The 20940-nt window shown below is 73.5% G+C and carries 20 protein-coding genes; 13 read left to right on the forward strand and 7 right to left on the reverse strand.

Going from position 1 to position 20940, the window contains the following annotated elements:
• The first annotated feature begins 134 nt into the window (after positions 1-134).
• The 9 genes from ABZ860_RS11180 to ABZ860_RS11220 are packed head-to-tail and all read left to right on the forward strand — an operon-like array spanning position 135 to position 9583.
• A complete protein-coding gene (locus ABZ860_RS11180) occupies positions 135-1775 on the forward strand; it encodes a carbamoyltransferase C-terminal domain-containing protein (protein WP_357218251.1) in 1641 nt (546 codons plus the stop codon).
• Positions 1772-2800: a glycosyltransferase gene (locus tag ABZ860_RS11185; RefSeq protein ID WP_357218253.1), complete on the forward strand. Its 1029-nt coding sequence runs from the start codon at positions 1772-1774 to the stop codon at positions 2798-2800. The genes ABZ860_RS11180 and ABZ860_RS11185 overlap by 4 nt, the downstream gene beginning before the upstream one ends.
• Complete coding sequence (locus tag ABZ860_RS11190) at positions 2797-3837, forward strand: glycosyltransferase family 9 protein (protein ID WP_357218255.1); 1041 nt, start codon at positions 2797-2799, stop codon at positions 3835-3837. Before ABZ860_RS11185 ends, ABZ860_RS11190 begins: the two co-directional genes overlap by 4 nt.
• Positions 3834-5027 carry a glycosyltransferase gene (locus ABZ860_RS11195; protein WP_357218258.1) on the forward strand — a complete coding sequence of 398 codons (1194 nt, stop codon included), beginning with the start codon at positions 3834-3836 and terminating at the stop codon, positions 5025-5027. Before ABZ860_RS11190 ends, ABZ860_RS11195 begins: the two co-directional genes overlap by 4 nt.
• A gap of 3 nt (positions 5028-5030) precedes the next feature.
• A complete protein-coding gene (locus tag ABZ860_RS11200) occupies positions 5031-5582 on the forward strand; it encodes an SIS domain-containing protein (RefSeq protein WP_357218260.1) in 552 nt (183 codons plus the stop codon).
• Complete coding sequence (gene rfaE2 / locus ABZ860_RS11205; protein ID WP_357218263.1) at positions 5579-6976, forward strand: D-glycero-beta-D-manno-heptose 1-phosphate adenylyltransferase; 1398 nt, start codon at positions 5579-5581, stop codon at positions 6974-6976. Before ABZ860_RS11200 ends, rfaE2 begins: the two co-directional genes overlap by 4 nt.
• Positions 6977-7008: 32 nt before the next feature.
• Positions 7009-7689 (forward strand): SDR family oxidoreductase, encoded by a 681-nt coding sequence (locus tag ABZ860_RS11210; protein WP_357218265.1) that lies wholly within the window; start codon positions 7009-7011, stop codon positions 7687-7689.
• The gene (locus ABZ860_RS11215; protein ID WP_357218267.1) at positions 7680-8627 is read left to right on the forward strand and encodes a glycosyltransferase family 9 protein; all 948 of its coding nucleotides are present in this window, start codon (positions 7680-7682) and stop codon (positions 8625-8627) included. Before ABZ860_RS11210 ends, ABZ860_RS11215 begins: the two co-directional genes overlap by 10 nt.
• 14 nt (positions 8628-8641) lie before the next feature.
• Entirely contained in the window at positions 8642-9583 is a 942-nt protein-coding gene (locus ABZ860_RS11220; protein ID WP_357218270.1) for a UDP-glucuronic acid decarboxylase family protein, read from the forward strand.
• A gap of 65 nt (positions 9584-9648) precedes the next feature.
• On the opposite strand, the gene ABZ860_RS11225 is transcribed toward ABZ860_RS11220, so the two are convergent.
• Entirely contained in the window at positions 9649-10101 is a 453-nt protein-coding gene (locus ABZ860_RS11225; protein ID WP_204051367.1) for a MarR family transcriptional regulator, read from the reverse strand.
• A gap of 89 nt (positions 10102-10190) precedes the next feature.
• On the opposite strand from ABZ860_RS11225, the gene ABZ860_RS11230 reads away from it, so the two are divergent.
• Entirely contained in the window at positions 10191-11138 is a 948-nt protein-coding gene (locus tag ABZ860_RS11230) for a zinc-binding dehydrogenase (protein WP_357218272.1), read from the forward strand.
• A 110-nt stretch (positions 11139-11248) separates the two neighbouring features.
• Positions 11249-12421, forward strand: a complete 1173-nt coding sequence (locus ABZ860_RS11235; RefSeq protein WP_357218274.1) for an alpha-hydroxy-acid oxidizing protein — start codon at positions 11249-11251, stop codon at positions 12419-12421.
• Here the strand turns inward: ABZ860_RS11235 and ABZ860_RS11240 are convergent.
• The gene (locus tag ABZ860_RS11240; protein WP_357218277.1) at positions 12408-14966 is read right to left on the reverse strand and encodes a LuxR C-terminal-related transcriptional regulator; all 2559 of its coding nucleotides are present in this window, start codon (positions 14964-14966) and stop codon (positions 12408-12410) included. The two genes, ABZ860_RS11235 and ABZ860_RS11240, sit on opposite strands and share 14 nt — an antisense overlap.
• A 142-nt stretch (positions 14967-15108) precedes the next feature.
• On the opposite strand from ABZ860_RS11240, the gene ABZ860_RS11245 reads away from it, so the two are divergent.
• Positions 15109-15714, forward strand: a complete 606-nt coding sequence (locus ABZ860_RS11245) for a hypothetical protein (RefSeq protein WP_357218280.1) — start codon at positions 15109-15111, stop codon at positions 15712-15714.
• A 16-nt stretch (positions 15715-15730) separates the two neighbouring features.
• Here the strand turns inward: ABZ860_RS11245 and ABZ860_RS11250 are convergent, their stop codons facing one another.
• From ABZ860_RS11250 to ABZ860_RS11265, 4 genes are all read right to left on the reverse strand, one after another.
• Positions 15731-16153: a hypothetical protein gene (locus ABZ860_RS11250; protein ID WP_357218282.1), complete on the reverse strand. Its 423-nt coding sequence runs from the start codon at positions 16151-16153 to the stop codon at positions 15731-15733.
• 219 nt (positions 16154-16372) lie between these two features.
• Positions 16373-17299, reverse strand: coding sequence for a MerR family transcriptional regulator (locus tag ABZ860_RS11255; protein ID WP_357218285.1), 927 nt, complete (start codon positions 17297-17299; stop codon positions 16373-16375).
• Between the two features lie 42 nt (positions 17300-17341).
• Complete coding sequence (locus ABZ860_RS11260; protein WP_357218288.1) at positions 17342-18052, reverse strand: Mut7-C RNAse domain-containing protein; 711 nt, start codon at positions 18050-18052, stop codon at positions 17342-17344.
• A 39-nt stretch (positions 18053-18091) separates the two neighbouring features.
• Entirely contained in the window at positions 18092-18544 is a 453-nt protein-coding gene (locus ABZ860_RS11265) for a MarR family transcriptional regulator (RefSeq protein WP_357218291.1), read from the reverse strand.
• A 60-nt stretch (positions 18545-18604) separates the two neighbouring features.
• Here ABZ860_RS11265 and ABZ860_RS11270 point away from each other — a divergent pair, with 60 nt between their 5' ends.
• Positions 18605-19480: an alpha/beta fold hydrolase gene (locus ABZ860_RS11270; RefSeq protein ID WP_357218294.1), complete on the forward strand. Its 876-nt coding sequence runs from the start codon at positions 18605-18607 to the stop codon at positions 19478-19480.
• A 1-nt stretch (position 19481) separates the two neighbouring features.
• Here ABZ860_RS11270 and ABZ860_RS11275 read toward each other — a convergent pair whose 3' ends face one another.
• Positions 19482-20939, reverse strand: a complete 1458-nt coding sequence (locus tag ABZ860_RS11275; RefSeq protein ID WP_357218297.1) for an aldehyde dehydrogenase family protein — start codon at positions 20937-20939, stop codon at positions 19482-19484.
• Between the last annotated feature and the right edge of the window lies 1 nt (position 20940).

The following is a 20940-nucleotide window of genomic DNA, read 5'->3' on the forward strand; positions in this document are numbered from 1 at the left end:
ACGACTCCGCCCACGACTACAGAGAGTAGCAGTTATTGAGTGCATCCCCCACTCACGTCGACTTCTCTACAAAGGAGTGTTTAGAAGCGCTTCTCTCGGTAACCAGACCTCCACTGCGCAACGGAGGGAAACCGATGCGGTTCTTGGGGATAAACGCGATTTTTCATGATCCAGCCGCCGCGCTGGTCGTGGATGGTGAGGTGATCGCCGCAGCAGAGGAAGAGCGCTTCAGCCGGCGCAAGCACGGCAAGCGCCCGGTCCCGTTCTCCGCCTGGGAACTGCCGGAGCTGGCCGCCGCGTGGTGCCTCGAACAGGCCGGCCTGCGGCCCGAGGACCTCGACGGCGTCGCCTACTCCTACGACCCCGAGCTCGTGGTGCCCGGAGGGCCCGGGCAGGACGGGCACTGGGAGGACCTGCGCACCACCTACGCGCGCCGCGCCCCCAACTTCCTGGCCACCGCGCTGCCCGGGCTCGACGCCGCCCAGGTGCGGTACGTCCCCCACCACATCGCGCACGCCGCGTCGGCCGGGCTGGCCGCGCCCTATCGCGAGTCGGCGGTGCTGGTCTGCGACGGCCGCGGCGAGGCGGTCTCGCACCTGGCCGGGCACTACCGGGACGGCGAGCTGACCGTCCTGGCGAGCCAGGCGCTGCCGCACTCCCTCGGGCTGATGTACGAGGACCTCACCCAGCACCTCGGCTTCCTCCGGTCGAGCGACGAGTACAAGGTGATGGCCCTCGCCTCCTACGGCGAGCCGCGCTTCCTGCGCGAGATGCGCGAGCTCATCCACCCCACGGGCGACGGCGGGTTCCGGGTCGAGCCGATCGACTGGAGCGTCTACGCCAAGGCGCTCGGCAAGGGCGACACGTGGACGGCCGACCACGCCGACCTCGCCGCGAGTGTGCAGGTCCGCCTCGAGGAGGTGCTGCTCGACCTCGCCACGTGGCTGCACGAGCGCACCGGCGCCCGCTATCTCACGATGGCCGGGGGAGTGGCGCTCAACTGCGTGGCCAACACCCGCCTGTTCGCCGAGGGCCCGTTCGAGGAGGTGTGGGTGCAGCCCGCGGCGGGCGACTCCGGCACCGCGCTCGGGGGAGCGCTGCACCTCGCCCAGGCCAGTGGCGACCCCGTCACGCCGATGCCCGGAGCCGACCTCGGGCGGGGCTGGACCGACGAGGAGCTGGGCGCCTGGCTCGACGTCGCGCGGGTGCCGTACGAGCGCCCCGCCGACCTCGCCGCGACCGTCGCCGCCGAGCTCGCGGCCGACCGCGTGATCGCCTGGTTCCAGGGACGCGCGGAGTACGGCCCCCGCGCGCTCGGCCGCCGGTCGCTGCTCGCCCACCCCGGCAACCCCCGCAACACCGAGCGGCTCAACGACGTGAAGGGCCGCGAGCAGTTCCGTCCCATCGCCCCGATGGTGCTGGCGGAACGCGCCCCCACGATCTTCGGCAGGGGCCCGATGTCGAGCCCGTACATGCTGTTCGTCCACGACGTGCGGCCGGAGTGGCGCGACCGCATCCCCGCGGTGGTGCACGTCGACGGCACGGCGCGGATCCAGACCGTCGAGCGTGGCCGCGACCCGCTGCTGGCCCGGCTGCTCGAGGAGTTCGAGGCGCGCACCGGGCTGCCCGTGGTGGTCAACACGAGCCTCAACACGGCCGGCCGTCCGATGGTGGACGACCCCCGCGACGCGCTGGAGTGCTTCGGCTCGGCCCCGGTGGACGTGCTCGTCCTCGGTCCGTACGTCGTGCGCAGGGGGGCGGTGTTCGCCGGATGACGACTGAGATGACCCGGGAGACGAACACGGCTCCCCCCGGGGAGCCGCACCAAGGAACGGGACCGGCCGTCACGGTCGTGATCCCGACGATCGGGCGGCCGAGCCTGGCCGCCACGCTCGCCGCCGTCGGCGCCGGCCCTGAAATCGTCGTCGTGGACGACCGGCCGGGGGAGAGCCCGGAGCCGCTGCCGGTGCCCGGCCGCGTACGCGTGCTCAGGTCGGGCGGGCGCGGCCCGGCCGCCGCGCGCAACGCCGGTTGGCGGGCCGCGACGACGCCGTGGGTGGTGTTCCTCGACGACGACGTGGTGCCGGGCCCCGGCTGGGTGCGCGCGCTGACGGAGGACCTCGCCCGCCTGCCCGAGAACGTCGGCGGGAGCCAGGGACGGCTGGAGGTGCCGCTGCCGGCGGGCCGCCGCCCGACCGACGCCGAGCGCAACACCGCCGGGCTGGCCGGCGCCGACTGGATCACCGCCGACATGGCCTATCGCAGGACGGCGCTGGAGGCGACCGGCGGATTCGACGAGCGCTTCCCCGGCGCCTACCGGGAGGACGCCGACCTCGCGCTGCGGGTCGAGCAGGCCGGGTTCGCTCTCGTGAAGGGCGAACGCCTGACCCGCCACCCGGTGCGCGACGACGGCTTCTGGTCCAGCGTGCGCTTCCAGCGCGGCAACGCGTCCGACGCGCTCATGCGTCACGTGCACGGCCGCGACTGGCGGGCGGTCATCGGCGGCCACCCGGGCAGGCTCAAGCGGCACGCCCTCACCACCGGCATGGGCCTGCTCGCGCTCACGCTCGCCGCCGCCGGAGGCCGCCGGAGGCGGCTGGCCGCCGCCGCGGGACTGGCCTGGCTCGGCCTCACCGCCGAGTTCGCCTGGGTGCGCATCGCCCCGGGCCCGCGTACGCCGGAGGAGGTCGCGCGCATGGCCGTGACCAGCGTGCTCATCCCTCCGGTGGCCTGCGCGCACCGGATCAGAGGCGAGGTGAAGGTGCGGACGAACGGGGTGCGGACGGGGAGGCGCTCGTGATCGGGACCGCTCTGGTGGTGCGGCCCGACAACGCGGGCGACGTGCTGCTCGCGGGGCCCGCCGTGCGCGCCGTCGCCGCCGGGGCGCGCGAGGTCGTGATGCTCGCCGGTCCGCACGGCAGGGCCGCGGCCGACCTGCTGCCCGGCGTCGACCGCGTCCTGGAGTGGCGCGCCCCGTGGATCGATCCCGACCGGATGCCGATGACCTCCGAGCACGCGGCCCGCCTGGTGGAGCAGGTCCGCGCCGTCGGCCCGGACGTGGCCGTGATCTTCACGTCCTTCCACCAGTCGGCGCTGCCGACTGCCCTGCTGCTGCGGCTGGCCGGAGTGCCGTGGATCGCCGCGATCAGCGAGGACTACCCCGGCTCCCTGCTCGACGTGCGCCACGTCGTGGACGAGAGCCTGGACGTCCCCGAGCCGGAGCGGATGCTCGGCCTCGCCCGCGCCGCCGGCTTCGACCTCCCGCCGGGCGACGACGGGCGGCTCGCCGTGCGGGGTCCGCTGCCGGACGTGGAGCACCTCACCGGCCCGCCCGGCTATGTGGTGGTGCATCCCGGCACGACCGCGCCGGCCAGGGCGTGGCCCGCCGAGCGCTGGGCGGAGGCGGTCGAGGCGCTGCTGGCCGCGGGTGAGCGGGTCGTCGTCACCGGCAGCCCGGGCGAGCGGGCGCTGACCGCGATGATCTCCGGTCCCGCGCTCGATCTGGGCGGGGCGACCACGTTCGCCGAACTCGCCGCCGTGCTGGCCGGGGCGTCGGCGGTGGTCGCCGCCAACACCGGCCCCGCCCACCTCGCGGCGGCCGTCGGCACGCCCGTGGTCAGCCTGTTCGCGCCGGTCGTGCCGGCCGCCCGCTGGGCGCCGTACGGCGTGCCCGCGGTGGTGCTCGGGGACCAGAACGCCCCCTGCCGGGGGAGCAGGGCGCGAATCTGCCCCATACCCGGTCATCCGTGCCTGACCTCGGTCGGCGGCGAGCAGGTGGTCGACGCGGTGCGCCGCCTCATACCGGCCGAAGAGGCGGTGAAAGAGAGGGTGCCATGAGGATCGCCCTGGTGTCGGAGCACGCCAGCCCGCTGGCGACCCTCGGCGGTGTGGACGCCGGCGGGCAGAACGTGCACGTCGCGGCTCTGGCCCTGGCCCTGGCCGAACGGGGCAACGAGGTCGTCGTGCACACGCGGCGCACCTCACCCGACCAGCCGGACGCCGTGTCCATGGCGCCCGGCGTCACCGTCGAGCACGTGCCGGCCGGGCCGGCGGAGCCGCTGCCCAAGGACGAACTGCTGCCGCACATGCCGGAGTTCGGAGCGCACCTGGCCCGCAGGTGGAAGGCCGAGCCGCCCGACGTGGCGCACGCGCACTTCTGGATGAGCGGGCTGGCCACGCTGACGGCGGCGGAGCCCCTTCAGATCCCGGTCGTGCAGACCTACCACGCGCTCGGCACCGTGAAGCGGCGCTGGCAGGGCGAGGCCGACACCAGCCCGCCGAGCCGGCTCGCGAGCGAGCGCGACATCGGCCGCCGGGCGGTCGCGGTCATCGCGACCTGCTCCGACGAGGTGCGCGAACTCGTCGCGATGGGCGTGCCGCGCGACCGGATCACGGTCGTGCCGTGCGGCGTCGACCTCGGCCTGTTCCGCGCGGACGGCCCGGCCGCCCCGCGCGGCGACCGGCCCAGGGTGCTGAGCATCGGCCGCATGGTGCCGCGCAAGGGGGTGGACACCGTCGTCCGCGCGATGCGGCAGGTGCCCGACGCCGAGCTCGTGATCGCGGGCGGCGACCCGGGCGACGAGGAGAGCACGCGGCTGCGCACGCTGGCCGACGGCCTCGGCCTCGGCGACCGGGTCCGGCTGATCGGCAGCGTGAGCCGGGCCGAGGTGCCGGCCCTCATGCGCTCCGCCGACGTCCTGGTGACCGTGCCGTGGTACGAGCCGTTCGGCATGGTGCCCCTGGAGGCCCTGGCCTGTGGGGTGCCGGTGGTCGCCTCGGCGGTCGGCGGCCACCTCGACACCGTCGCGGGATGCGGCGTGCTCGTGCCGCCCCGGCGGCCGCGCGCGCTGTCCCGCGCGCTCGGCGATCTGCTGACCCGGCCCGACCTGCGGGCGGCGCTGTCGGCCGCAGGAGCCCGGCGGGCCCGCGCCCGCTACGGCTGGCCCAGGATCGCCGAGCAGACCGAGTCCGTGTACCGAAATCTGGCCGGCGGGTGCCTGCGCACCCTCGCCGCCGCGGGAGGCTGAGCGATGCATCCTCATCTGGCCCGGCTGAGCACCGCGCTGACGGCGGTGGACCCGGAGACGCCCAAGATCCACGCCTGGGGCTACAAGCTCGCGGCGGTGCTGAGCGGTGGCGGGCGGCTGCTCGCCTGCGGCAACGGCGGCTCCGCCGCCGAGGCGCAGCACCTGACCGCGGAACTGGTCGGGCGCTACCGCGCCGATCGCCGGCCGTACGCCGCGATCCCGCTGCACGGCGACACCTCGTCCCTGACCGCCATCTGCAACGACTTCGGCATGGCCGAGCTGTACGCGCGGCAGGTGCGGGCGCACGGCCGCCCCGGCGACGTGCTGATGTGCCTGTCGACCAGCGGGACGAGCCGCAACGTGACCGAGGCGGCCGAGGCCGGCCGCGAGTGCGGCCTGACGACCTGGGCGCTGACCGGGCCCGGGCCGAACCCGCTCGCCGAGCTGTGCGACGAGGCCCTGACCGTGCCCGCGGACGACACCGCGACCATCCAGGAGGTGCATCTCACAGTGATCCACATGCTCTGTGATGTGATCGAGAAGGCCGTCGCGTGAGCGGACCACTCGTCATCGTCGGAGACTCCCTGCTCGACGTCGACGTCGAGGGCACCGCCGACCGGCTGGCCCCCGACGCTCCCGTCCCCGTCGTGGAGGGGCAGGCGGAGCACCACCGGCCGGGCGGTGCGGGGCTCGCGGCGCTGCTGGCCGCCCGTGACGGCACGCGGGTGGTGCTGATCACCGCCGTGGGCGACGACCCCTCCGGCCGCTGCCTGGAGGGCCTGCTGTCGCCTGCCGTCGAGATCGTGCGGCTGCCGCTGCGCGGCACGACCGTGCGCAAGACGCGGGTCAGGGCGCGCGGGCAGACGCTGGTCAGGATCGACACCGGCGACGGGCGGGCGATGGGACGGCCCGGCCAGGTCGCCTCCGCCTCCGCGTTCGCCCGCGCGGCCGACGCCCTCGCCGCGGCGGGCGCGGTCCTGGTCGCCGACTACGGGCGCGGCGTGGCCGACCTGCTGCGCGAGCCGCTGCGCGGTCTCGACGTGCCGCTGGTCTGGGACCCCCATCCCCGGGGATCGCTGCCCGTGCCGGGATGCGCGCTGGTCACGCCCAGCGAGGCCGAGGCCCGCGGCATGTGCGAGGAGCCGTACGTCTCGCCGGAGCGCACCGCGCGCAGGCTGGTACGCGACCTCGACGCCGAGGCAGTCGCGATCACGCTGGGGGAGCGCGGCGCGATGCTGGCCCGCCGCGGCGGCAGGTTCGGGCCGGTCCCCGTCCCGCACGTGGCGTCCGGCACGGACGCCTGCGGCGCGGGCGACCGCTTCGCCGCGGCGGCGGCGCTCGCCCTGGCGGACGGCGCGTCCACCGAGGACGCCGTCGCCCGCGCGGTCGGCGAGGCCACCAGGTTCGTGGAGGAGGGCGGGGCCGCCGCGCTGCGCCTGCACCATCCCGACCAGCACTGTCCCGCGGCCGAGTCGCCGGTGCCGTTCGCGCCCGGCGCGTCCGCCTTCGAGGTGGCCGCCGCCGTACGCGCCGCGGGGGGCCGCCTGATCGCGACCGGCGGGTGTTTCGACCTGCTGCACGCCGGGCATGTGAGCCTGCTGCGGCGGGCGCGGGCGTTAGGCGACGCCCTGGTGGTCTGTGTGAACTCCGACGACTCGATCCGGCGGCTCAAGGGGCCGAGCAGGCCGTTGGTCAGCGAGCGCGACCGGGTCGAGGTGCTGCGCGCGCTCGGCTGCGTGGACGCGGTGACGGTCTTCGACGAGGACACGCCGTCGCAGGTCATCGAGCGCCTGTGCCCGGACGTGTGGGTGAAGGGCGGTGACTACGACGAGCGGTCGATGCCGGAGGCCGAGGCCGTGCGCCGGGCCGGCGGGGAGGTCGTCATCCTGCCGACCGTGCCCGGCTACTCCACCACCGGCCTGATCGCCGCCGCCCGAGCCGCGTCGTGACATCGGCCGCCTATCGAAAGGGATCGACCTCAATGCTGGGAAACGTATTGATCACCGGCGGCGCGTCCGGCCTGGGCCGGGCCACCGCCATGGCGGTCGCCAAGGCCGGTGGACGGCCGCTGGTCGTCGATGTCAACGAGCCGGACGGCGGGTTCGACCACGTGCGGGCCGACCTGGCCGACCGCGAGCAGGCCGAGCGAGCCGTGCGCGAGCTCGCCGACCGGGCGGGCGGGCTCGACGGCGTCGTCACAGCGGCGGGCGTCGACGCCTGCGGCCGGCTGGAGGACGTGGCCGCCGAGCAGTGGGAACGGGTGATCGGGGTCAACCTGCTCGGGACCGCCGCGGTGGTCCGGGCTGCCCTGCCCTACCTGCGCCGGTCGGGAGGCAAGGTCGTCACCGTCGCCTCCACGCTCGGGGTGCGGGCGCTCAGCGACGCGACGGCCTACTGCGCCTCGAAGTTCGGCGTCGTGGGATTCACCCGGGCACTGGCGGCCGAGCTCGCGGGGCAAGTGGGGGTGACCCTGCTGATTCCCGGCGGCATGCAGACGAACTTCTTCAACGACCGCCCCGACCAGTACAAGCCGGGCCCCGACGCCCGGCTGAACCAGCCGGAGGACGTCGCCTCGGCGATCCTGTTCGCGCTCGGCCAGCCGCAGGGCTGCGAGGTCAGGGAGCTGGTCGTGTGCGCCTCCACGGAGACGTCATGGCCCTAGAGGATCCGCGAAGACCTGTTCTGCTCGCCCTGCGCGGGCTCGGGCTCGGCGACCTGCTCGCCTCGGTGCCCGCGCTGCGGGCGCTGCGGCGGGCGCACCCGGAGCACCACTTCGTGCTGGCCACCCCGGCCTACCTCGGCGGGCTGCTGCCGCTGATCGGCGGCGTCGACGAGCTGCTCGACGTGTCCGGCCCGGGGCCGGTGCCGTACGAGTCGCCGGACGTCGCGGTCAACCTGCACGGCAGCGGCCCGGAGAGCATCCAGGCGCTGCGCCGCACGCGGCCGGGCCGCCTGCTCACGCACGCGCACCATCTGGTGCCGGGCTCGGACGGGCCGCCGTGGGAGCCGGAGACGCACGAGCGGCGGCGGTGGTGCTCCCTGCTGGAGTGGTACGGGATCCCGGCCGACCCGGAGGACCTCGCGCTGGACGACCCCGGCCCGAGCCCGCTCGCCGGCGGTGAGGTGATCATCCACCCGGGCGCGGCGTTCCGGGCGCGGCAGTGGCCGCCGGACCGCTTCGCCCAGGTGGCCGCCGAACTGGCCCGTCAGGGCCACCGGGTCGTCGTCACCGGCGGCGTGACCGAGATCGCGCTCGCCCGGCACGTCGCCCAGCTCGCCGGCCTGCCGGAGGATTGCGTGCTGGCCGGCCGTACGAACCTGCCCGAGCTGGCCGCGCTGACGGCGCACGCGTCGCTCGTCGTCTGCGGCGACACGGGCATGTCGCACCTGGCGACCGCCGTCGGCACGCCCTCGGTCATCCTGTACGGCCCGGTGCCGCCCGCGCTGTGGGGGCCGCCGCCGGGCCGCCCGCACATCGCGCTGTGGGCCGGGCGCAGGGGCGACCCGCACGGCGACCGGCCGTCGGAGGGGCTGCTGGAGATCGGAGTGCCCGAGGTGCTCGACGCGGTCAGGAGGTTGCGAGGGGTGGGAGTGCGGTGAAGGGGTCGCGTGTCGTGGTCACAGGGGGAGCCGGGTTCCTCGGCTCCTACCTGTGTGAACGGTTGATGGAGCGCGGTGCGGCGGTCGTCTGCCTGGACAACTTCCTCACCGGGTCGCCGCGCAACGTGGAGCACCTGATCGGGCGGCCGGCGTTCCGGCTCGTGGAATGCGACCTCACCGGGTTCGTCCACGTGCCGGGCCAGGTCGACCTGGTGCTGCACTTCGCCTCGGCCGCGTCCCCCGCCGACTACCTGCGTCATCCGATCGAGACGCTGAAGGTCGGCAGCATGGGGACGCTGCACGCCCTCGGGCTCGCCACCGAGAAGGGCGCCCGGTTCGTCCTCGCCTCCACCAGTGAGGTGTACGGCGATCCGCTGGAACACCCGCAGAAGGAGACGTACTGGGGCAACGTCAACCCGGTCGGGCCGCGCAGCGTGTACGACGAGGCCAAGCGGTTCGCCGAGTCGCTGACCACGGCCTACCGCAACTCGCGGGGGGCCGACACCGCGATCGTGCGGATCTTCAACACCTACGGCCCGCGGATGCGGCCCCACGACGGCCGGGCGATCCCCACGTTCATCCGTCAGGCGCTGCTGGGCGAGCCGATCACCGTGACCGGCGACGGCAGCCAGACGCGGTCGATCTGCTACGTCGACGACACGATCGACGGCGTGCTCGCGCTCGCCGAGAGCGACTTCGCCGGGCCGGTGAACATCGGCAACCCGGCGGAGATGTCGATGGCGGAGCTGGCGGAGACGATCCGCGACCTGGCGGGCTCGTCCTCCCCGATCCGGTTCGTCGAGCGGCCGGTGGACGACCCCGCCGTCCGCCGTCCCGACACCTCGCTCGCCGAGGAGCGGCTCGGCTGGCGTCCGCGCGTCGATCCCGTCACCGGCCTGCGTCGCACGATCGACTGGTTCGAGAAGGAGCTCGCCGCCTACTCCGTCGCCTCCTGACCGTCGCCGTCCGTCGGGCCCGTCTGCGTGCTTCCGCCGAGCCGCGGGCGGGCCCGACGTCCGTCTCAGCGGGTGTGGGCGGGTGTCTGTTCGACGAGGGTGGCGGTGGCGCGGTCGAGGAATTCGCAGAACAGCCTGTGCTCGTCGGGGGTGAATCGGTCGGTCAGGGCGCGCTCGAGCACGATGACCTCCTGGTAGGCGCGGTCGAGCAGGTCACGGCCGTCCGGGGTGAGGGTGGCGATCAGGACTTTGGCGTGCACAGGGGACGGCTGCCGGTCGATGAGCCCTTTGTTCTGCATCCCGGTCAAGACAGTGGCCATGCTCTGCTGGGTCACTCCGCACGCACGGGCCAGTTGGGCACCTGACATGCCGTCGTCGCGAGACAGGGTCAGCAGCACCGTGTACTGGGTCATGGTCAGCCCGTAACCGCGCAGCACCCCTTCGTGGTGGGCCATGAGCGCCTGCTCGGCACGGCGGATGCGGGTGCACACGTACTCCTCTACCGGCACTTCGGGCATGTCACAACTCCCTAAGTTGACACAGGATCCTGATACTCCTTAGATTCTCCAGTATCAGGATACTGATTCGACACAGAAGGTTGTATGCCATGAAGGCTGTTGTTCTGGGCGCCGACGACCAGCTCCGGGTCTCGGAGAGGGCCGAGCCGGTGGCGGGGCCGGGTGAGGTCGCGATCAGGGTCGCCTACGCCGGGGTGCAGTACGGCGACGTGCTGGTGCGTGCGGGGCATTTCCCGATTCCGCGTCCGTTCGTGCCCGGCTTCGAGGCGGCGGGAGAGATCGTCGCCGTGGGGGAGGGCGTCGACGAGGCCCGCATCGGCGAGCAGGTTGCCGCGCTGATCGGCGGGGGTGGTTACGCCGAGGTCGTGACCGCGCCGGCGGTGCTCGCGATCAACGCCGCCGGGGTCGGAATCCGTGATGCCGCCGCTTTCGGATGGGTCGCGCCGACCGCCTACGATCTGATCAACACCGTCGCCGGGGTATCGCGCGGGGACAGTGTGCTGATCCATGCCGCCGCCGGCGGCGTGGGCTCCCTGGCCGGACAGTTCGCCGCCGCCGCGGGCGCGGACCGGATCGTCGGAGTGGTCGGCAACGCCGGTCGGGTCGATTACGCGCGCGGGTTCGGCTATCACGAGGTGTTCGTACGCGATCGGTTTCCTGACGCCCTCGGTGACGAGAGGTTCGACGTGATCCTCGATCCGATCGGCGGCGCCACGCGGGTCGCGAACCTGGCACGCCTGGCGCCGCACGGCCGGATCGTGGTCTACGGCAACATCGCCTCCTTCGAGGAGGTCACCGTGTCGGCCAACGATCTGCTGGCGCACGGCCAGTCGCTGATGACCTACAACAGCAACCTGGCCGGCCAGACCCGCCCGCAGAAGCTGGCCGACAGCGCCGCTCGCGCCATGGCCCTGATCGCCGGCGGGTCGGTCCGCCTCGATGTCACCGCCGAATACACTCTCGCCGACGTGGGACAGGCGATAGCGGACCTGGCCGGCGGAGTGACCCGCGGCAAGAGCATCGTCCGCGTCGGGTGAGGCCCGGCCACCGATGTTCGGTCACGGCGGCCTCGCTCTTTTCCGCACACTTGGCCGTCGCTTGGCCGCCCGCCACGGGTAGTGCACCCTCCCTCGGGTAACGCGCATCTATGAATTTCGCGAAGTACCAGGATGAGCTGTACGCCCAGGGACAGACCGGTCATCAGCCGCCCTATCCTATGACCTTCGCGGAGTTGGAAGAGAGGGCGTCGGCGGCGATGCGGCCGAAGGTCTGGGGGTACGTGGCCGGCGGCGCCGGCGACGAGCACACCCAGCGGGCCAACTGCGAGGCGTTCACGCACTGGGGCCTGTATCCGCGCATGCTGGTGGCTCCCGCCGAGCGCGACATGTCGATCGAGTTGTTCGGGACACGGCTGCCCTCGCCGGTGTTCATGGCGCCCATCGGGGTGATCGGGGTGTGCGCCCAGGACGACCACGGCGACCTCGCATGCGCGCGAGCCTCCGCTCGCACGCACGTCCCGTTCTTCGCGGCGACGCTGTCCGCGGATCCGATGGAGGACGTGGCCGCGGCGCTCGGCGACACGCCCGGCTTCTTCCAGCTTTACACCCCTCCGGACCGGGACCTCGCCGCGAGCCTGGTGCACCGCGCCGAGGCGGTGGGTTTCAAGGGCATCGCCGTCACCCTGGACACGTGGGTCACCGGCTGGCGGCCCCGGGACCTGCGCGGCTCGAACTATCCGCAGGTGCCCAGCGGTTGCCTGAGCAACTACACCAGCGATCCCGTGTTCCGGAAGGGACTGCGACCCGGCGAGGACGCCACCGAGGCGTTCCTGAGCAGATTGCCGATCTTCGGTGGACCGTTCAGGTGGGATGACCTGGACTGGCTGCGGTCGCAGACCAGGCTGCCGCTGATGCTCAAGGGCATCTGCCATCCCGAGGACGTCCGCCGCGCCAAGGACCACGGCGCGGACGCCGTTTACTGTTCCAACCACGGAGGACGGCAGGCCAACGGAGGACTGCCCGCTCTGGACTGCCTGCCCGGCGTGATCGAGGCCGCCGACGGGCTGCCGGTCCTGTTCGACTCGGGTGTGCGCAGCGGCGCCGACGTCGTCAAGGCGCTGGCGCTGGGCGCCACCGCGGTGGGGATCGGCCGCCCGTACGCGTACGCGCTCGCGGTCGGCGGCGTCGACGGTGTGGTGCACGTGCTGCGCTCCATGCTGGCCGAAGCGGACCTCATCATGGCCGTCGACGGGTATCCCAGCTTGAAGGACCTCACGCCCGAGGCGCTGCGGCGCGTGGGAGGCGGCCTCACGGCGTCGTGAGGAGGGGCAGTTCGTCGAACGGTAGGAGCCGCAGCGCCGCCGTCGGCGACAGGCGCTCCCCTTGAGCGTGGGCGCCGTCGAAGGACCCGGCGCCCAGCACCCGTACGAGGGTGTGGCGCAACTCCTGGTCGGGTGGCTGCAGGGGGCGCATGTGCGCGCCGGCCGCCTCGCGCACGCTGTGCGCCGTGCCGAGAAGCACGGCTGCGCTGCGAGGGCGCTGCTGCGCCGCGTACACGGCCGCCAGGGCTTCGAGCGCCGACACGAGCACGAACGACTGGCCGGCGAGCGCGATGGCCTCGACACTGGCGCGCAGCAGCTCTTCGGCCCGGGCCGGCTCCTGATTCTCGTAGGCCCGCTGACCGAGCATGTGGAGCGCGCGGCCCGTGCAGCGGCGGTCGCCGAGCCGGCGCAGGGTGGGCAGGCACTCGCTCATGAGCTCGGCGGCCCGGTCGTGGTCGCCGCGCAGCCACGCCAGCTGCCCGAAGCCGACCGTCGCGTGCGCCATGTCCGCCTCGCTGCCGGCGGCCTCGGCCAGTGCGCGGCTCTCGGTGAGCCATCCGTGCACCTCGTCGTCGGCGATGCCGGCGAACAGCGACCGTTGCGCCATGAGGTACAACGTGTTGGCCGCGCAGATCTGATCGCCGGCCCTGCGGAAGAACGCCGCGCTGTCTCGTCCCCATTGGAGCGCCCGGCTCAGGTCGGCGGTGGTGATCGCGAGGCCCTGCATCGTCAGCGCGCCGTCCCACGGATGCTCGTCGCCGAACCCGGCGAGCGCCTCCTGCAACGCCGGGGCGACCAGCTCCGGCCGGATCCAGGTCGCGCTCATCCCGACCGCGCGTGCCGCCCTGGCGCGGGTGACATCGTCGAGGCCGGCTGCCAGGCTCGCCGCCTTGTGCGCCAGGTCGAACGCCGCGCGAGCGTCCCGGGAGTCCAGGATCAGGCAGGCCTCGGTGAGCCCGGCGACGACGGCGGGCGTGGCGGGCGGGTCGGCGACGGCCAGCGCCTGCCGGACCCACTTGTGGGCGTCGCGACGACGGCCGGTGACATCCCAGAACCGCTGCAACGCGGCGATCATCCGCCACGCGGACTCGACGTCGCCGATGCCGATGTCGTGCGCCAGTGCGGCATGCAGATTCGGCTGCTCCATGGTCATGCGGTCGAGCCATACGCGCTGGTCCGAGGTGCGTAATCGCTCGGCCGCCTGTTCCGCGAAGACGAGGTAGTGGGCGGCGTGACGGCGCCTGGCGGCCTGCGCACCACCCGAGTCGGCCAGCCGCTGGGCGGCGTACGCCCGGATCGTCTCGAGCAATCGATAGCGCCGGGTGCCGCGCCCCACGGTGCTGACGAGCGACTTGTCCACCAGCCTGGGCAGCAGCGTGATCACGGCTTCGCCACCGAGATCCTCGCCCTCGCACGCCGACACGATGGCCGCCAGGTCGAAGTCGGCGGGAAACACGCCGAGCCGATCGAACAAGGCTCGCTCGCCGTCGTCCAGCAACCGGTAGCTCCAGTCGATGGTGCTGCGCAGGGCACGGTGCCGCGGCGGGGCCGTACGTGCTCCGGCGGACAGCAGCTCGAAACGCTGGTCGAGGTGCTCCACGAGTTCGACCGGCCCGAAGGTGCGCAGCCGCGACGCGGCCAGTTCGATGGCCAGCGGCAGCCCGTCGAGGCGCCGGCACAGCGCCGCGACCGCCGGTGCGACGGTGTCGGTGAGGGCGAAGCCGGGTGATGCGGCCGTCGCCCGGTCGACGAAAAGGCGTACGGCGTCGTAGGGCGCGATGCTCTCGGCTCGCTCGGACGCGTCCGGAGCGGGCAGGGGCAGCGCCCGCACCTGGTAGGCGACCTCGCCGGGGATGCCGAGCGGTTCGCGGCTGGTGGCGAGCACCCGCAGCGCGCCGCCGGCGCCGAGCAGGTCGGCGACGATGTCGGCGGCCTCCGCGACGACGTGCTCGCAGTTGTCCGCGAGCAGCAGGCAGCCCGAACCCGCGGCGACCTCCCGCAGGATGTCGCGTAGCGGCCATCCCGGCTCCGGCGCGACGCCCAGCGCCCGCGCGAAGGTGTCGCCGACGGATTCCGGCTCCACCGGAGCGAGGTCGGCCAGCCGGACGCCCCCGGGGAACCGGTCGGCGAGCGCGGTGGCCCATGCGGATTCGGCTACGTGCAGCGCGAGCCGCGTCTTGCCCACACCCCCCGGACCGATGAGCGTGACGAGACGATGGGTGCCGAGCAGCGCGAGGAGTTCGCTCGTCTCGGCCGCCCGGCCGACGAGGCTGGTCAGGGGCGCGGGCAGAACGGCGCCGGCCCGTGCGGCACGTCGCAGTCGCGCGCCCGTCTCGGCCAGCGCCGCCCGATCCGCGGCGCCGAGCTTGCGCAGCAGGGCGGCGATGTGGCTCTCCACGGTGCGCACCGAGACGTGCAGCCGCTCGGCGATCTCGCGGTTGCGCAGCCGTTCCGCGACCGCCCAGAGAATCTCGGCCTCGCGTCCGGTGACCCCTGCGCGGGCCAGCCGATCGGGCAGGCGCGGGCCGCCCTCGTGGTGCCTCATGCACGCATTGTCCTTCGGCGCGGGCGTCGGCGACACGGAGACCGCGTCCGTACGAGGATCCGTGCATCGCACGGATGAGCCGGGGCCGGAGAACGGCGACGCTTGCATTGCAAGCGAGCCCGCGACCCGTGAAAAAGAGACCATGGACAGAATCGGTTTTCTCGGCGTCCCCGACGCCACCGCCGAGGCCCAGCAGATCTTCGACGAGGACGTCGCCGAGGTGGGTTACGTGATGAGCGTCTCCCGCCTGTGGGCCTATCAGCCGGCGACGGTGACCGGGCTGTTCGCCCTGCTGCGGCAGGTGAACACCGGGGATCGCCTCAGCCCGCGTCAGCGCTTCGTCCTCGTCACCGCGTGCGCGTCGGCGTTCGGCGATTCCTACTGCTCGCTCATGTGGGGAAACAGGCTGGCGCAGGCGGCCGGCGCGCAGACCGCCGCAGGGGTGCTCATGGGCGTCGACGACGGCCTGGACGACAGCGAGCGGGCCATGGCCGCTTGGGCCCGGAAGGTGGCGCGCGACCCCAACGGCACCACCGCGGCGGACGTGCAGGAGCTGCGCGACGCCGGATTCGACGATTCGCAGATCTTCACGATCACCGCGTTCGTGGCGCTCCGCCTGGCCTTCTCGACGGTCAACGACGCGCTCGGCCTGCGCCCCGACGCGCCTCTTCGCGCCACCGTGCCGGGTGCCGTACGCGACGCGGTCACGTTCGGCCGTCCGATCGACGACGGCGAAGACGAGGCGTAGCCGCGGACGGCGACGTTCAGGCGTCGGACAGGATCTCGCGGATGGCCTCGCGGACCGCCGGCCAGTCGGCGCCCAGGGCCAGACCGGCGTGATGGTAGGCGTCGAACACCATCGGAATGTCGACGACCGTCAGGGCGGTGCCTTTCGGTCCGCGTGCGGCGATCTGCAGGGCGATCCCCGCCTGCATTCGCTGCCACGCCGGGTTCTCCTCGAACGACACGCCGTCCAAGCCGTCCACGTCGTCGTCGTCATCGTCGTCGGTTTCGTGGAACCGCTGCGCCAACGGCATCACGAGCTGTTCCCGCAGCTCCACGACTCGCTGCTCCCCGGCCCGCCGCCCGGCCGCGAGGTCGGCCTGGACGTCCCGTACGACGGGAAGATCGCCGAGCCGGAACCGCGTGGCGAGCAGTTCCGCCACGTGCGAGAGAGCGGCGAACATGCCAGAACATCGCGTCGAGGCCGGCCAGCACCCGTCCGTCGGCCGCGTAGCTCAGCCTGTTGTCGCCTTCGACGTCCCAGTAGACACCGCACACCCGGCCGTCACGGCTGAGCCGCCGCAGGACTTCGGGCGAGGCTGCCCAGAAACCCGTTGTTCTCGAACAGCACCATGGCCGACATGTCGGCGTGATCGTGCCAGAAGATGCCGACAGTTGTTCCGTCACTGGTCGCGATGGGCTCTCAGCGCGTCGGCGAACCAGGTGAGGGCCGGGGTCAGCGGGTCCGGGGGCGGCCAGCCGTTGACCACCGCGAGCAGCCGGAAGTACGACTCCCTGCGCGGGTCGTTCGCGGTCTCCAGCAGGGTGAGCAGCCGGCGCCGAAGGGCGGTGTCGTCCGGGCGGCCGGCGAGGCCGGCGTACCGTGCGGTCACGGCGGCGACGATCGCGCCGGCCTGAGGTGAGGCGCTGCCGACGCCCGCGGCGAGCGCGGGGGCGACGTGGTCGCGGACGATCGCGACCGCGTCCGGGCGCGGGCCGTCCACGCGGGCGTGGTCGGCCAGGTGCAGCTCGGCGACGCGCCGCATGAGCGCACCGAACTCCGGGTCGGCGGCCAGGCCGGCCAGCTCTATCCACGCCTCGACCTGCTCGTCCTCGGGGTCGTCGGGCAGCTCGGGGGTCATCGTGCGCCTGATTCCCGTCAGGTCGGCGTCCAGGCCGCCGAAGGCGGCGTCGAGGAAACCGTCGACCAGGCGCCGGCGCTCGTCCTCGGAAAGCCTGGCGAGTCTGTGCATGAGATCCATCTCCTCTGGGGTGGAGCCGCGCCGGACCACCGCCGTCGCCACCGCGCGCCGTAGGCGCAGCACCCGGATCTGCGTCGCCAGCGCCTCGGCGTGCGCGGCCGCGACCTGGGTGAGCGTGGTCTCCCGGTCCAGGACCCTGCGGATCGTGGGAAGGTCGACCCCCAGGTCGCGCAGCGTCCGTACGAGATCGAGCCGGGCGACGGCGCCGGTGTCGTAGAGGCGGTGGCCGGCCGGGCTGCGGCCGGTGGGCGGCACGATCCCGCAGTCGGAGTAGAACCGGATGGCCTTGACCGTCAGTCTGGTCCGCCGTGCCAGCTCACCGATCGAGTAGAGCGTGTCGCCGTCCATGCCCCCCACCCTCGCGGCTCCCCCTACGGGAGACGCAACCTGTCACCCGGGATGTGTGGCGTGGCGGGCGCGGTCGACGACGGCGGACAGGCTGCCGCCGTGGGCGCCGTGCCAGTAGATCCGCCCGCAGGCCCGGCAGCGGGCGAACTCGTCGTAGCTGCGCCGGGTGCCGGGCTGCAGCGCGTCCTCCACCTCGGCCTTGCCGACCTGGGCGAGCCGCCCGTTGCAGGCCGTGCAACGAGTCCACGGGGCCAGCGGCGGCCGGAAGCGGTCGAGCACGTCGAGGAACTGGTCGTCCGGCCGGGCGCCGCGCACGTACGCGCCGAGCCACAGCGATCGGCGCCGCAGGATGCCCCGGTCCTGCGTGAGCAGCACCCGGTCCTCGGCGTTGGCCTGCTCGATCAGGGCGTTGTCGTCCATGTCGTTGCGGTACGCGGTGTCCAGGCCGACCAGTCGCAGCCGCCGCGCCAGCGTTCCCAGGTGGACGTCGAGGACGAACCGGCAGTCGGGCACGGCCTGCGGCCTGGGCACGGCCGGCACCTCCACCACCTCGTCCGGGCTCGGACGGTGAGACGGGCCGACCGGGCGGCCTCCGGCGAACGGCCCGCCGATCTCGGTCAGCGGAACGCCCGCCGACTCGATCAGGTGGCCGAGCGAGGACGTCCCGTCGTACGGCAGGAGCACCTCGGGCCGCCGGTTGCGCGGCGCGAGGAAGATCCACAGCTCGGGCGAGAAGCGTACGGACACCTCCATGCCCCCAGCATGCCCCTGGGCACGGCCGCGGCGGCGGGGTCATGCCGTCAACGCGTCCAACGCCGTCTGGAGGAAGAGCCGCACCGCGGCCGTCTGCCGCTCGTCGAATCGGGACAGAACCCCGACCGTCCTGTCGATGAGCGGGCCGAAGTAGCTCCACCCCAGTTCCTTGGCGCGGTCCTCGATTCTCAGCAGGACCCGGCGCCGGTCCTTGGCGTCGCGGACCCGGCTGACCAGGCCGAGCCGTTCGAGCCGGTCGACGACCCCCGTGGTGCCCGCCGAGTTCAGGCCCAGTCCGGCGCCGAGGAAGCCGGCGGTGGCGTCGATCCCGGCCCGCTCCGCGTCCAGCAGGCAGATGAGCGCCCGCACGTCGGTGACGTGCATGCCGTGCCCGGCAGCGAACTCCGCCTGCCGCAGGCCGTACTCCACCGCGACCGCCCGCAGCAGATGGAAGACCTCCATCTCCGGACCCTCATGCGCGCGGATCGTCATGGAACCTCCTATTATCTCGCCCAACGAGATTATCGCTCATCGAGACATCACGGAGGCGTCTTGACGACCATCGACGACGCGTTTCTCGCGGCCTACGACGCCGTCGTGGCTGCCCGCTGGCCCGCCTCCACGGAGCCGGCCGAGATCCGCACGCCCTACGGCACGACCCACGTCAACTCCGTCGGCCCCGCGGACGCGCCGCCGGTGGTCCTCCTGCACGGCGGCGGGACCACCTCGACCGTCTGGTCCGGCACGGCGAGGGCGCTCGGCACGGCCTACCGGGTGCATGCGGTCGACACGGTCGGCGAGGCCGGACGCAGCGTCGCCGGCGAGCGGGCGATCAGGAGACTGGACGACCAGATGGCCTGGCTCGACGCCGTGCTCGACGCCGTGCTCGACCGGCCCGGCGTCTCACAGGTGTCCCTGTGCGGCCACTCCTACGGGGCGTGGAGCGCCCTGCACTACGCGGCGCACGCTCCCGGCAGGGTGAGGGCGCTGGTCCTGGTCGACCCGACCAACTGCTTCACCGGCTTCTCCCGGCGTTATCTGCTGCGGGCCCTGCCGATGCTGCTCCGCCCGACCGTACGGCGGCGCCGCGCGTTCCTCGACTGGGAGACGGGGCACGCGGCGCTGGACGAGACGTGGCTCCGCCTCTACGACCGCGCCGCCGCCTTCCCCGCCGCCCGGCCCCTGACCGGCCCGCGTCCCGGCGCGGAGGCGCTGCGGGCGCTGCGGCCGCCGGTGCTGCTTCTCCTGGCCGAGCACAGCAGGGCGCACGACATCGGCCGGGTGGCCGCCTCCGCCGCGGCGCTCCTGCCCCGCGTGGAGACGGCCGTGCTGCCCGGCGCCACCCATCACACCCTTCCCCTCGCGGCGCCGCCCGAGATGGACGCGCGCATCGAGCGGTTCCTCGCCGCGCACGGGCGGGACGACTGAATCAGGGGCGGAACCAGTGCTGGGGGCGGGGGTCGGTGTTCTGCCAGATGTGCTTGATCTCGCGGTATTCGTTGAGGCCGGTCGGGCCGAGCTCCCGGCCGATGCCGGACTGCTTGAACCCGCCCCACTCCGCCTGCGGCACGTACGGGTGGTAGTCGTTGATCCACACCGTGCCGTGCCGCAGCCGCCCGGCCACCCGCTGCGCCTTGCCCGCGTCCGTCGTCCACACGGCCCCGGCCAGCCCGTAGTCGGTGTCGTTGCCCAACGCGACGGCCTCGTCCTCACCCGAGAAGCGCTCCACCGTCAGCACCGGCCCGAACGACTCCTCCCGGACCACCCGCATGTCGCGGTGGCAGCCGTCCAGCACCGTCGGCGGGAAGAAGTACCCCTTGCCCTCCAGGCGCCGCCCGCCGCAGCGCAGTTTCGCGCCCTCGGCGATCCCCGCCTCGACGTACGCCTCGACCTTGGCCAGATGCCCGGCCGAGATCAGCGGGCCGGTCTCCGCCTCGGGGTCGAACGGCCCGCCCAGCCTGATCCGCTCGGCCCGGCGCACCACCGCGTCCACGAACTTCTCGTGGATGGAGTCCTCCACCAGCAGCCGGGCGCCGGCCGAGCAGACCTGCCCCGAGTGCAGGAAGACGGCGGTCACGGCGAAGTCGACCGCGGTGTCGAAGTCCGCGTCGGCGAACACGATGTTGGGGTTCTTGCCGCCCAGCTCCAGGGCGACGCGCTTGACCGTCCGCGCGGCCGAAGCCATGATCCGCCGCCCGGTCGCCAGTCCGCCGGTGAACGAGACCAGGTCCACGTCCGGGTGCTCGGCCAGCGGCGCCCCTGCCTCGGCGCCGGCCCCGAGCACCAGGTTGCCCACCCCCGGCGGCAGCCCCGCCTCCTCCAGCAGCCGCATCAGCAGGATCGCCGTGGACGGGGTCAGCTCGCTCGGCTTCAGCACGAAGGTGTTGCCCGCCACCAGCGCGGGCGCCACCTTCCAGGAGGTCTGCAGCAGCGGGTAGTTCCACGGCGTGATCAGGCCGCAGACCCCGACCGGCTCGTACACCACCCGGCTGATCGCGTCGGCGCGGCCGGTGTCGACCACCCGCCCGGCGTCGGTGCCCGCGATCCCGCCGAAGTAGCGGAAGCTCGCGACCACGTCGTCGACGTCGTACTCGCTTTCCACCAGGCGCTTGCCGGTGTCCAGCGACTCCGCCCGCGCGATCTCCGCCTTGTCGCGCTCGAGCAGGCCGGCCACCCGCAGCAGCAGCGCTCCGCGCTCCCGCTCCGGCGTGCGCGGCCACGTGCCCTCGTCGAACGCCCGCCGGGCCGCCGCGATCGCGGCCTCCGTGTCGGCGCGGCCGGCCTCCGCTACGGTGGCCACGTGCTGTCCGTCGGCCGGGCAGTGGATCTCGCGCCGGCCGCCCTCGGCCGCGTCGCGCCACTGCCCGCCGATGTACAGGTCCTTCATG

The sequence above is a fragment of the Microbispora sp. NPDC046973 genome (assembly GCF_040644495.1).
GTDB lineage: Bacteria > Actinomycetota > Actinomycetes > Streptosporangiales > Streptosporangiaceae > Microbispora.